A 14,834-nucleotide genomic window follows, 5' to 3' on the forward strand; every position below is an offset into this window, starting at 1 on the left:
GTGCAATAATTTCAGCATGTAAATATCCGGGGCCTTCTATTGGAACCTGGCGTTAGCGTGATCGTTTTTTTCAGCACTGAACCCCGAAACTTTTTGCCCTATATAGAGCGGTAATTTATGACGCGTATAAAAAATCGGAGTCTACGGCCCCGCGCCCATCGTTTTGCGCTTGAATCTCGCCAACTTTTTGATGGCGCCGCGTTAGCTGAAACCGCCGCACATAATGATACCGCCAGCGATCTGGTCCACCATGCCAGCATCGCTGAGCAAACGCGCATTGCCGATATCACCGTTCCGGCCGCCGCACCCGACCTGACCGCGCCCATAAAAGGCATCTCCGTCATTGAACCCAGCACCCTGAATGCCGCAGGCGCAGATGCCGCACAGCTCAGCGACTGGCAAATCAGCGCGACAGACAGCAGCGTGACCGTCACCGCCACCCTGCGCGACAGCACCATCGGCACCTTAAGCGACGGGCAAAGTAGCGGTACCATTCTCACCATGACCGGCACGGCAGATGAAGCGCAGGCGTGGCTGAATAGCCTGACATTCAAAGCGGCGGATGTGGAGCTTGGCAATAACGCCGCCACCAGCCAGCTTGATGTCCACGTCAGCAGTGAATCCGGTGATGCCAGCGGTTCGATGGATATTACGGTCACCCCGTCGAACGACCCGGTCACCGTCGCCGATAACCACCAGACCGTCGCCGAAATCGGCAGCACGGCGATCACCGACACCACGCTGTTCGCTGTCGACCCGGAGGTCAGTGCGGGGACACAGTTCCCGGTGCAAATCGTGTATGGCTTAACCGAATTGCCGAAGTACGGCTACCTGACGCTGGACGGCGACCGCCTGGGGATTGGCTCCGTCTTCACCCAGGAAGATGTCATTAACGGCAGCCTGGTTTACGTCCACACGGCAACCGGGGCCGATCAGAACACTGCCGATGGTTTTGTGGCGGTCGTCAACGACGGCGCTACGCCGAAAGATCTTTCGGGCACGGTGCACATCACGCTGGATATTGCGCCGCTGAACCAGTTGCCGTCGGTAGGCGGTAGCGGTCTTGTCTATGAAGGCCAGCCGGCTAACGCGGTCGATACCGGCAATGTCGGGCAGTATATCGTCGCCAGCACCGGCGGCGATCCGCAGGATACAATCCTGACCATTGCCATTACGTCACTGCCGACCCACGGCACGCTGTACTACAACGGCGTGGAAGTGACCGTCGGCCAGACCTTTGATTATGCCGATCGCAGCCTGCTGACTTATAAAAATGACGGCAGCGAAAACCAGGGCCAGGACAGCTTTGGCGTGCGCGTCACTGACCAGGGGGGTGGCACTGGCGTCCCGGGGAATAGTGATGGCGTCATCACCCTGCGCGTGCAGGATGTTGACGACGATCCAACCTTCACTGGCAATGGCAGAACGCCGAATGCCGACGTGCCATCAACAGGCACTACCGCTGTCACGCTCACCGCCGACATGCTGTCTGCCAGCGATGTGGATTCAGGCAATAACCATCTGAGCTTTATCACCGATAACTCGGGGCTGACTCATGGTTATCTGACGCTCAACGGTAAAATCCTCAATAACGGCGGCACCTTTACCATGGCGGATATCCTCGCGGGTAAGGTGCAATACGTGCAGTACGCCGGGGCCAGTACCGCAGGCCAAACCGACAGCTTTAACTTCGTTCTCGTCGATAACACCATGGCGCTGCGCTGGAACGATGACGGCAGCCGCTACAACCGTGCCGGGGGCATTTATGACCCAGGAACGCAAACGCTAACCCGTTTCACGTTTACCCTGGGTCTCGTGCAGTTCGCCAACGGCAGTGGTATTGGCACGCTGCCCACCAGTGATCCGCAAATTGCCCACAGTGACTCCAGTTGGGCAGGCGCGGTTTTCACCACGGGCGACAGCCGCGGGCAGCTCAATGAAGGCGGTAGCGTCACCCTTAACGGCACAAACGGTGATTTCTCCGCCGTTGCGGGCATGAGCTACACCGCGACGGACGTTGATCCTTCGCAGGTGGTCTACACCTTCCTCGGCTTTTCGAATGGGGCGACAGGCGGCGAGATTCAGCGTAAAGACAGCAGCGGCAACTGGGTTACCGTAGGGGCCTACGGCACCTTTATTCAGGCAGATCTTGATGCCGGGAATATCCGTTTTCAGCATGACGGTGGCGAGACGTTCTTCTTTGCCGCCCAGTTTGCGGTGTCAGCAGGGCTGACGAAAACCGATCAAAACGGCTATATCACTCAGGATATCTGGACCCCAACGCTCAATATTTATGTCACGCCAGTCAACGATTTGCCGGTGGTGACCGGTTCCTCGACGACCGTGATCGCGGAAGGGGAAACGGCTTACATCACCACCGGGCAACTGAGCATCAGCGATCCGGATGATGCCAACAGCGGCAGCGATCTTGAAAGCAGCGCCACCCTGCGTGATGGCGTGGATAACTACGCCTATAACAACGGCGCGGGCGGTGGCACGCCGCTGAAATTTGAAATCGACAGCCTGCCGACAGGCGGCACGCTGCAATATTATGACGGCAGCGCCTGGAAAGATGTCACGGTCGGCATGACGCTGGATGCGGCGCTGCTTACCGCCAGCACCAACACCACCGGCCTGCGTTTCGTGAACGACGGCTCAGAGGTACGCAAAACCGACTTTACCGTTACCGCGATTGACCGCTGGAGCGCACGCTCTGCAAGCAGCGGGAAGGTGACGATTCAGATAACCAACGTCAACGATGCGCCGCAGATTGCCAAAAACCCGACGCTCGCCGACCCGGTTATTCAGCCCAATTCGCCGAACATCATTGGCGGGGCTCCGGAAAACAACCCGCTGTATGTCAAAGAAGGCAGCTATCAACAAATCACCAGCGCCCTGCTACAGGCCTATGACTCCGACAGCAGCGCACGCCAGGTGCAATACACCATCACCTCTGCCCCTGCGCATGGCAACCTGGCTTACTCTACCGATGGCGTACATTTCAGCATTATTGGTGCCGGGGGTTCCTTTACCCAGCAGGATGTGATCGACGGGCATATCTACTACCTGAGTGATGGCAGCGAAGGCAGTGGCCGCAGCGAAACCAGTACGCCCAACACCCCGGACGACAAGTTCACCTTCCGTCTTTCCGACGGTGACAAAGAGCAGAGCGGCAACGAATTCTGGATTTACACCCTGCCCACCAACGATGCGCCGATTGTCTCGGCCCCGTCTGGCGTGCACAACATCACCAGTGAGAACCCGGCCAATAACCACATCACGGGCTTTTCGGTCAGCGACCCTGACCTCACGGCGATAATTACGGGGGAAACCGACTATTTGCAGGTTACCGTTCGCCTGCTGGATCGCAGCGGTAACGCCCTCACCGATTACACGGGCGTCACCCTAGGCTATGACTCCAGCAGCGGTGCGGCAACGGCCATCACCCACAGCGGCCAGAACGATTATCTGGTGCTGAGCGGTACGTATGCCCAGGTGAACGCCGCCCTTGCTGGATTAACGGTCACCTTCACCGGAGATCGCAACACACTTTATCAGGTACAGGTGATTGCCGATGACCGCCTGCGCGATGCCAGCGGCGCATTAGTGGGAGGGGCAAACGGCGGTAGCGAAAACCAGTCGAATACGCCGGGCAAAAGTCAGCCGGGCACGATCAGCAGCACTGAATATAACTGGTACAGCAGTACCACCGTTGCCGAGGCAGACAAGGGCAACATCAGCATGGCCTCGGTCTGGGTTCGCGCCTCAACCATTAACGATCCCGGCACCCTGACCATCACCACACCGGCCCGCACGGCGCTGGAAGATCAGGCCACCTTTATCGGCGGCAACATCACCCTTAGCGATGTGGAATCCACCAGCTTTGGTACCCCGGTCACCGTGACCATCACCGTTGCCGAGGGTACGCTGGGTATCGGCGGCAGCGGCACACAGGAAAGCGTCACCCCGAGTGCGACGGGTAGCCAGCAAGTGACCATCAGCGGTGATGATACCGGTACGCTGGTTTTGACCGGGCGGGCCAGCGACATTCAGGCCCTGCTTAACGACACGACGCTGGGGCTGACCTGGACCAGCCCGTTGAACACTAACCACGATCTCAACGGCGCTGCACCAGGCGATGTCACCGTGACGTTGCACCTGGATGACGGCGGTTCGCACATTGGTGATACCGCCGGGGGTGCCAACCCTGCCGATGCAACGCTGGATGTCACTATCGTGCCGGTTAACGATGCCCCAACGGTTAGCGCCGATTCGTCCACCGCCTATCTCAACAGCGATCGGGGCGTGACAAACGGCAACGCGGTCAGCGGTTTTGTTATCAGCGATCCCGACTATACCGACGGCGGCGACATTGCCGACGGCGAAAGCGACTTTATGCAGGTGACGGTGCGTATCACCGACACCGACGGTACCCCGCTCGCCGCCGCGTTTTACAATAATGGCAGCGTCTCCAGCATCATTATCAACTCTGGCAATACTCAGTCCGGCGTAACCCTCGACACGACCTTCGATGGCAATAAAGACGCCCTGGTGATCCGCGGTACGCTGGCCCAGGTGAATGCGTATCTGGCCGATTTGCAGGTTTCAATGACCGGCAGCGGCGTGGAAAACGCCGACAAAGCCTGGCATGTTGAAGTCATTGCTGATGACCGTATGCGCGATCTCACCACCGGGGCGCTGCTTAGCGCAGGCAATGCCAACGGCGGTGAAAACGATGCCAACGGCAACGGCACGCAAACCGTGCCCACCACCGTGATTGACCCGTATGCAGCGCTGCCCGCAGGCCTGACGCAAAACGTCGCCATTGCCGCGCGCACCATTTTCCCCAGCAGCATTAACGATCCGGCGACCATTACCGTCACCGATAGTAACGTCTCAGAAGGCGTGGCGAGGGTGAAACTCCCGGCCATCGCCGTGGCCGATCCGGATGCCGATGTCGCCACGTTGCAGGCGACAATCACCCTGCCCTCTGGCTTTACCTTTAGCGGGCTGAACAGCGGCGATGTGGTCACCACCGATGCTTCCGGTCACCAGACGCTGGCGCTCTCCGGCACCCTCAGCGAACTGAACGCGCGGCTGGCAAACCTGACGGTGCAGCTCCCGACGACCACAGGCGTAGCGGCCACCGACTGGAACGGCAGCTTTAGCGTAACGGTGGTGGTCAATGATAACGGCAACCACGGTAGCCGCCCGTCAACGCTGGACGGAGACAGTAACGATCCGGGCAGTAACCCAGGTGACATCAGCTATGCCGATGCCACCTCTGCCGCGCTGATCACCACCCGCACCTTCACGGTCACCGTTGTGCCGGTTAACGATGCGCCAGGGTTAACCAAAACCACACCGCAGACCCTTGCCCCCATCAGTGAAGACAGCGCAGACGCGACCATCGTTGGAGACACGGTCGACAATTTGTTTGGCAGCTACTTCCAGGACACGGCGGACAACGTTGATAACTCGGCTATCGGAGCCAGCGGTGGTACATCCTCAGATTCATTCTGGGGTGTCGCGATTAATAGCCTGACGACTAACAGCGCCCAGGGAAGCTGGCAATACTCCACCGACGGTGGCAGCACCTGGACCGCCATCGGCACCCGCACCGACGCCAGTTCTCTGCTGCTGGATAAAACCGCCCGCGTGCGCTTTGTCCCGGCGGCCAATTTCTTTGGCACCCCGGCGGCGCTGACCGTGCGGCTGGTGGAAACTAACAGCAACAACGACACGACAAGCACCACAGCAACGCCGACCAGCGGGCTGGTCACGTCGACGGCCACCAACGGCGGCACGTCGCGCTACAGCGCCAGAACGGTCACGCTTTCCACCAGCATCACCGGGGTCAACGATCGCCCGGTGCTCACTGGCAGCATGCCGGTGACCATGGTGGAAGATACTCCGCAGGCGGTGACGCTCGGTTCACTGTTGAGCGGAAAATACAATGACGACACCGACAACCAGAGCGCCATCAGCGGCGGTGGCAACGCCAGCGGTGCGGCGGGCTTTGTGGCGATCACCGGCAACAACACCAGTACCAGCCTGGGCCACTGGGAATACTCCACCGATGGCAGCACCTGGCAGAGCCTGGGCACCGACTACAGCGACAGCAATGCGCTGGTGTTAAAAACCACCTCGCAGCTGCGTTTTGTGCCCCTGGCCGACTACAACGGCACGGTACCGGGCGGGCTGACCCTTCACGCCGCCGATACCAGTACCACCGCCGATGCGGGGGTGACAACACTGTATGCGGTACAGGATCTGCAAAGTGCCATTAACCAGGGCGATACCAGCCACTGGAGTAATGCGCAAACCGTCACGCTCACTATCACTGCCGTCGCGGATGCCAAAAACGATGCTGCCTCAACCCACTCCGGTACCCCGGTCACCGTGGATGTGATGGCCAACGATACCTTTAGCAACAGCGATAAAACGCTGACATCAGTCACCCAGGGCGCGCGCGGGTCAGTCAGTATTGTCGATGGCAAAGTGCTGTATACGCCGAACAATAGCAGCTATGTCGGCAGCGATACCTTTACCTACACCGTGACCAGCGGCGGCGTGAACGAAATCGCCACCGTGACCATCACCATGACCAACAGCGCACCGGTCGTTGCCAGCGAACATGTGTCGGTCGCCGAAGACAATAGCCTAAGCGGTTCAGGCACCACCGGGCTTTTGTATAACGACAGCGATCCCGATGGCGATACGCTGACCGTCACCACCTTCAAAATTGGCAGCCAAACCTATAACGCAGGGGATACGGCGACCATTGCCGGGAAAGGAACGCTGGTGGTTAACGCCAACGGCAGCTATACCTTTACCCCGCTTCCCGACTGGAATGGCACCGTACCGCAGGTCACCTATACGGTGAGCGACGGACGCACCAACGGCGCGGTAACCACGACGCTCGATATCACCGTCACCCCGGTAGCCGACACCCACGCAGATACCGCCACCACCCATGCGGGGGTGGCGGTCACTATCGACGTATTGGCTAACGATACGTTCAGCAACCCGGATCGCTACCTCAGCGCCACCACCAGTGGTCTGCACGGCACCACGACGATTGTCAGCGGTAAAGTCATCTATACCCCAACAACGGGCTACGTCGGCACGGATACCTTTACCTATACCGTGAGCAGCAGCGGCGTGACCGAAACCGGCACGGTGACCGTTACCATGACCAACAACGCCCCGGTCACTCAGGGCGAACAGGTCACGACGGCGGAAGACACCGTCTTGTCGCGCCCGGCCACCAGCGGGCTATTAATCAACGACAGCGATCCGGATGGCGACCCCCTCTCCGTTGTCAGTTTTAGCGCTGACGGCCATACCTGGAGCGCGGGCGTCACCGGAACGATTACCGGGAAAGGCACGCTGGTTATCAACAGCGATGGCAGCTACACCTTCACCCCGGTGGCGGACTGGAACGGCAGCGTGCCACAGGTCACCTATACCGTTTCGGACGGGCGCAGCAACGGACTGACCACCGCCACGCTGGATATCACCGTCACCCCGGTGGTCGATATCCACGATGACAGCGCCACCACTCACGCCGGTGTGCCTGTCACCATCGACGTGCTGAGTAACGACACCTTTAGCAACAGCAATAAAACGCTGACTGCCACCACCGACGGCCAGCACGGTACGGTCACCATTCAGAGTGGCAAAGTCATCTATACCCCGACGGATGCCAGCTACGTCGGCAGCGACACCTTTACCTATACGGTTACCAGCGGCGGCATTGCCGAAACTGCGACGGTTAGCGTCACCATGACCAACAGCGCGCCGGTCGTTGCGGACCGCCAGCTCACGACCCCGGAAGATACCGCGCTTGTCGGCACCGCCAGTAACGGCCTGCTTTTCACTGCGACGGACAGCGACAATGACACGCTTACGGTGGTGGATTTCACGGTCAACGGACAGCGCTATAACGCGGGGGATCGTGCGGATCTCAGCGGTAAGGGATCGCTGACGATCAACAGTGACGGCAGCTACCGCTTTACGCCTGTCGCGGACTGGAACGGCGCGCTGCCGCAGGTGACCTATACCGTCACAGACGGGCGTTCCAACGGCACCACCAGTGCCATTCTGACCTTGAGCGTCACGCCGGTAGCCGATGCGCACAATGACACCGCCAGCACCCATGCGGGCGTACCGGTGACCATTGACGTGCTGGCAAATGACACGTTCAGCAATGCCGATAAAGCGATTACCGCCACCACCGACGGGCAAAACGGCACGGTGGCGATCCAGAGTGGCAAGGTCGTTTATACACCGACCGACCCGACCTTTATCGGCACCGATACCTTCACCTATACGGTGACCAGCGGTGGCATTAACGAAACGGCGACCGTCACGGTGACGGTGGGCAACAGCGCCCCGGAACTCACCCCGGAACAGGCCACAACGCCGGAAGACACGCCGCTGGCGGGTGCGGGCAGCACCGGGTTACTGGCACACGCCAGCGATCCGGATAACGACGCCATTAGCGTGACCAGGTTTAGCGTTGACGGGCACGACTACAACGCAGGCGACACGGCAACCCTTGCCGGGAAAGGCACGTTGACCATCAACAGCGATGGCAGCTACCTGTTTACCCCGGTTGCCGACTGGAACGGCGCACTGCCGCAGGTGACCTACACCGTTTCAGACGGGCTGATCCACGGCGACAGCACCACCACGCTGGATCTCAGCGTCACCCCGGTGGTTGACGCCACTGCGGACAGCGCCAGCACCCATGCCGGGACACCGGTAACCATTGATGTGCTGGCAAACGACACCTTTAGCAACAGCGACAAAGCCATTACCGCCACCACGGACGGTCAGCACGGCACGGTGGCGATGCAGAACGGTCAGCTGGTTTATACCCCGTCTGACGCAGGCTATGTTGGCACCGACACCTTTACCTACACGGTCACCAGCGGTGGGGTTAACGAAACCACCCACGTTACCGTGACGCTGACCAACAGCGCCCCGGCGGTACCCGACTTAGCGGCCACCACCGCCGAGGACACCCCGCTTGTCGTTACCGCCGCCAGTGGATTACTGCATAACGCCACCGACAGCGAGCACGACGCACTCACGGTTAGCGACTTTAGCGTTGGCAGCCAGACCTGGAGCGCAGGCACCCAGGCAACGCTGGCGGGCGTGGGTGAACTTACCATCAACAGCGATGGCAGCTACCGCTTTACCCCGGTTGCCGACTGGAATGGCACGGCTCCACAGGTGATCTTTACGGTCAGCGACGGGCGAACAAACGGCAGCACCAGCGCCACGCTGAATATCACCGTGACACCGGTTGCCGATGCCCGTGATGACAGCGCAACAACCCACTCGGGCGTACCGGTGACCATTGATGTGCTGGGTAACGATACGTTCAGCAATGCCGACAAAACCCTGCTAGCCACCACCGACGGCCAGCACGGCGCGGTTGTTATTCACAATGGCCAGGTCATCTATACGCCTGCCGATTCCCGCTATGTCGGCACGGATACCTTCACCTACACCGTACGCAGCGGCGGAGTTGAAGAAAGTGCGACCGTCACGGTGACGATGACCAACAGCGCGCCGGTTTTAACGGACGAGCATGTCACGACGCCAGAAGATACGCCGGTAAGCGGGCCAAACCTGCTGGCAAATGACACCGACGCCGAGGGCGACACGCTTACGCTTACCGGGTTTAGCGTCGACGGGCAGCATTATCTGGCTGGCGACACCGCCACGTTGAGCGGGAAAGGCACGCTGACCATCAACAGCGACGGCAGTTACCTGTTTACCCCGGTTGCCGACTGGAACGGCGCACTGCCGCAGGTGACCTATAGCGTGACCGACGGGCGGACCAATGGCGAACGCAGCACCACGCTGGATATCGCTGTGCTGCCGGTTGCCGATGCGGTTAACGACAGCGCCACCACCCACGCCGGCACCCCCGTGACCATTGATGTGCTGGCAAACGACTCGTTCAGCAACAGCGATAAAACCATTACCGCCACCACGAACGGCCAGTACGGCACGGTGGCGATCGAAAATGGTCGCGTCGTTTATACCCCGACGGATGCCAGCTATGTCGGCAGCGACGCCTTCACCTATACGGTAACCAGCGGTGGCATCGCTGAAACCGCGACGGTGGTGGTGACCCTGACCAATGCCGCGCCGGTTTTAACGGGCGAGCATGTCTCTACACCAGAAGACACCCCGCTGGCAGTACCGAATCTGCTCGCTAACGACCACGACCCGGAAGGCGATCCGCTCACCATTACCGGCTTTAGCGTGGGCGGTCAGAACTATCACCCCGGCGAAACCGCCACCCTGAGCGGTCGCGGAACGCTGACCATTAACAGTGACGGCAGCTATCTGTTCACCCCGGTTGCCGACTGGAACGGCAGCGCACCGCAGGTTACTTACACGGTCAGCGACGGACGCAGTAACGGCGAGCGCAGCGCGACGCTGGATATTACCGTCACGCCGGTGACTGACGCGTTCGATGATACGGCCAGCACCCACGCGGGCACCCCGGTCACCATTGATGTGCGGGCAAACGACAGTTTCAGCAATGCGGATAACACCATTACCGCCGTCACCCCAGGCCAGCACGGTTCGGTGGCTATCCAAAACGGCAAGGTGGTTTACACCCCGAGCGACGCAGGCTATGTCGGCAGCGACACCTTCACCTACACGGTGACCAGCGGCGGCGTCACCGAAACGGCCACCGTCACGGTGACCCTGACCAACAGCGCGCCACAGCTTAGCGGCGAACATGTCAGCACACCGGAAGATACTGCGTTTTCTGGTTCTGGCAGCAGCGGCCTGCTGGCCCATGCCAGCGATGCGGATAACGACGCCCTCAGCGTCACAGGCTTTAGCGTTGACGGACACAGCTACAATCCGGGCGAAACGGCGCTGATTAGCGGTAAAGGCACGCTGGTGATTCACAGCGACGGGCACTATCTCTTTACCCCGGTTGCCGACTGGAACGGCGACGTGCCGCAGGTGACCTGGACCGTCTCCGACGGGCGAAGCAACGGTTTTAGCAGCGCAACTCTGGATATTCATGTTCTACCGGTTGCCGATGCCATTGACGACAGCGCCAGCACCCATGCGGGTGTGCCGGTCACTATCGACGTTCTGGGTAACGACACCTTTAGTAACGCCGATAAAACCCTAAGCGCCGTAACACAGGGCCAGCAAGGCACGGTCACTATCAGCACAGGCAAAGTGGTCTATACCCCCACCGATCCGAACTATCTGGGAACCGACACCTTTACCTATACCGTTACCAGCGGTGGTATCACCGAAACCGCCACCGTCACGGTGACGATAAGCAACACCCCACCGGTACTGACGGGCGAGCAGTTGACGACACCGGAAGATACCCCGCTGAGCGGCCCGAACCTGCTGGCGAACGATTATGATGCCGATGGCGACGCGCTCACCCTGAGCGGGTTTAGCGTCGACGGGCAGCACTATCTGGCAGGCGAAACCGCCACCCTCAGCGGGAAAGGTACGCTGACCATTAACCGCGACGGCAGCTACCTGTTTACCCCGGTTGCCGACTGGAACGGCGGGGTTCCACAGGTGACCTATGAGGTGACCGACGGCCACACCAACGGTACGCGTACCACCACGCTGGATATCCGCGTTCTGCCGGTCATTGACGCATTTGATGATGCCGTCAGCACCCACTCTGGCGTACCGGTCAGCATTGATGCGCTGAATAACGACACGTTCAGCAACAGCGACAAAGCCATTACCGCCACCACCGACGGCCAGCACGGGACGGTGACGCTACAAAACGGTAAACCGGTCTATACCCCAACGGACCCGGCATATGTCGGCAGTGATACCTTCACCTATACGGTCACCAGCGGCGGTATCGCAGAAAGCGCAACGGTCACCGTGACGCTAGTTAATGCCGCACCGGAGCTGGCCTCTGCGCATGTCAGCACGCCGGAAGATACGCCGCTTGCCGGGCAAAACCTGCTGGCAAACGCGCGCGATCCGGACGGCGACCCGCTGACCCTCACCGGCTTCCAGGTGGCGGGCCAGGATTATCATCCGGGCGACACGGCCATTCTCGTGGGCCAGGGCTCGCTGGTGATGAACAGCGATGGCAGCTACCTGTTCACTCCGATCGCTGACTGGCATGGTGATGTTTCGCCAATCACCTGGACCGTCTCTGACGGACGCAATAACGGCGAAAGTACCGCCACGTTGACTATCACCGTCACCCCGGTCGCCGATGCCAATCCGGACAGCGCCACCACCCACGCAGGCGTGCCGGTAGTCATTGACGTGCTCGGTAACGATACGTTCAGTAACCCGAATCGTACACTTAGCGCGACGACTAACGGGCAGTACGGCACCGTGACCATCAACAATGGGCAGGTTGTCTACACCCCAACGGGCGGCTATGTCGGTAACGACACCTTTAGCTATACCGTGACCAGCGGCGGCGTCAGCGAAACCACCTCCGTGACGGTCACGCTAACCAACGCCGCACCGGTCACGCAAAGTGAACAGGTCACCACGCCGGAAGACACGCCGATAAGCGGGCCAAATCTGCTGAATAATGACCACGACGCGGAGGGCGATCCTCTGACAATCACCGGGTTCAGCGTCGGTGGACTGCACTATCAAGCAGGGGATACCGCCACCCTCGCAGGCAGCGGCACGCTTACCATCAACAGTGATGGCAGCTACCATTTCGTGCCGGTTGCCGACTGGCACGGCGACGTACCGCAGGTGATTTATTCGCTAAGCGACGGGCGCAGTAACGGGACCGTCACCGCGACGCTGGATATCCGCGTCACCCCGGTGATGGATAGCCATGACGACAGCGCCTCGACCCACGCGAATACGCCAGTGACCATTGATGTGCTGGCAAACGACACCTTTAGCAACCCGGATCGCGTCATCAGCGGCGCGACCAACGGGCAGCATGGCACGGTGGTGATTGAAGACGGGAAAGCCCGCTATACCCCGAACAACGGCTATGTCGGGACCGATACCTTTACCTATACCGTCACCAGCGGCGGCGTCAGCGAAACCGCCGTGGTGACGCTGGATATTCTCAACACCCCGCCGGTCGCCATGACCGATAAGGCCAGCACACTGCTCAATACCCCGCTGAGCGGTAATGTGCTCGCCAACGACAGCGATGCCGAACACGATGTCCTGCACGTCACGAGCGTCACCGTGGACGGCGTGCACTATGTGCCGGGCGACACCATCGACCTGCAAGGGGCGGGAACGTTAGTGGTCAACAGCGACGGCAGCTATCGTTTTACCCCCGCCACGGGCTGGTCCGGCTTTGTGCCCACCGTGAGCTACACCATCAGCGACGGTAACGTTGACGGCACCAGCAGCAGTGAACTGCACCTGCTGGTGAGCCCCATCGGCGAAGCCTGGGTGAAAGAGGCTGGCCTGGTCGACAGCGCCAGCGGTACGCAAACCACCAGCGGAACGCTCTCCCTGCTCTCACTTGATGCGATGGAAAGCCTGACCATTGGCGGCCACACGCTAACCCTGGCGCAGTTGACGGCTCTTAGCGCCACGCAGCCGTTCGATATCGTCACCCCGGACGGCGTGCTGAGCCTGACCGGGCTGCGGACGCTCGACGCGGGCCATGCACAGCTGGATTATCGCTACACCCTCTCCCACGCCATTGCGCAGCCGGGCTTTGTCAGCACCCAGGAAGATATCTCCCTGAGCGTTAACGGCGAGCAGACACAGGCGCCGGGGCTGCTGCGGGTCAACATCGTCAACGATGTTCCCGTCGCGCAGGATGACAGCAACAGCATTGACCAGGATCGCGGCGAGCAAATTGTCTCCGGCAATCTGTACGCCAACGACCGTATCGGTGCCGATGGCACCATCGCCAGCGGGCCGCTAACCGCCGTCTCGTCAGTGAATCTTGGGCATGAAGGGGTCATTAATGGCACCTTTAAAGGTGAATTTGGCGAGCTGACGCTCGATGCCAACGGCAACTATCGCTACGTCGCTGACCGCATGAACCTGCGCGTTTCCACCCTCGATCCGCTCTCCACGCTGACCGAAGTGTTCGTGTACACCCTCACCGACGCCGACGGCAACACCAGCCAGGCGCGTCTGTCGATTGTGATTCATGGCACCACGCCACCGCTGTCAAAACAGGGCGACGAGATTTTCCCGCATGACCGTCGGCAGGAAGAGACCGCCCTCGACCAACCCTATACGCCGGGGCTGTTTATTCTGCCCGCCATTTATGGCATTTACAGCGACCGCTTCACCCGTGAGGTCGAACTGAACCGCAAGGTGACCGAACTGGGCCGTGGGGCGAACGATAACGCCACGCCGGTGCTGGAAGACGCGGTGCTGTTTACCCGTTGGGTTAACACTACGTTGCTCAGAAGCCCGACGCCGTCAGGTGATAACCACGACGTCGCGACACAGCAACTGGCCAGCCGTTTCAATCCGTTCACCCCGAAAGCCACGGGCAAACCGACCCCTGCCGACGTGCCTGCGATCCAGGAAGAACGCGTGGTGCACGGCGAGGCAACCAAAGGCAAACCGGTGGTGAAACACGACACCCACGAGAATCTCCCACCGCAGGCCAACATATCGATACCGGGCGTCGTTGTGATACCGGCTGGCGCGCCCCGTCCCGGTGCGCCAGGCCTTGCCGAGCAGATCGACAAGCTTGCCCGTAACCACACGCAGGCGCCGGAGCCGATCACCGTCGGAGGTCCCGCATCGACTCGCTAACCCTTGAAACGCACTGTTTATTCTGCACCGGCGAAGCCCAGGGCCGCCGGTTCGTTAACCTGAAACTAAAAGCA

The 14,834-nt window shown here is 60.3% G+C and carries 1 protein-coding gene; it reads left to right on the plus strand.

Annotated features, from left to right (window positions below):
* The first annotated feature begins 117 nt into the window (after nt 1–117).
* Nucleotides 118–14,760 carry a cadherin-like domain-containing protein gene (locus tag LCD46_02670; protein ID UOY71261.1) on the plus strand — a complete coding sequence of 4,881 codons (14,643 nt, stop codon included), beginning with the start codon at nt 118–120 and terminating at the stop codon, nt 14,758–14,760.
* Nucleotides 14,761–14,834: the final 74 nt, after the last annotated feature.

The sequence above is a fragment of the Enterobacter ludwigii genome, assembly GCA_023023105.1.
Taxonomy (GTDB): Bacteria; Pseudomonadota; Gammaproteobacteria; order Enterobacterales; family Enterobacteriaceae; genus Enterobacter; species Enterobacter adelaidei.

Bases quoted from the DNA above. Each gene is read 5' to 3' on its own strand.
- LCD46_02670 (UOY71261.1), top strand. From the start codon at position 118: ATGACGCGTATAAAAAATCGGAGTCTACGGCCCCGCGCCCATCGTTTT.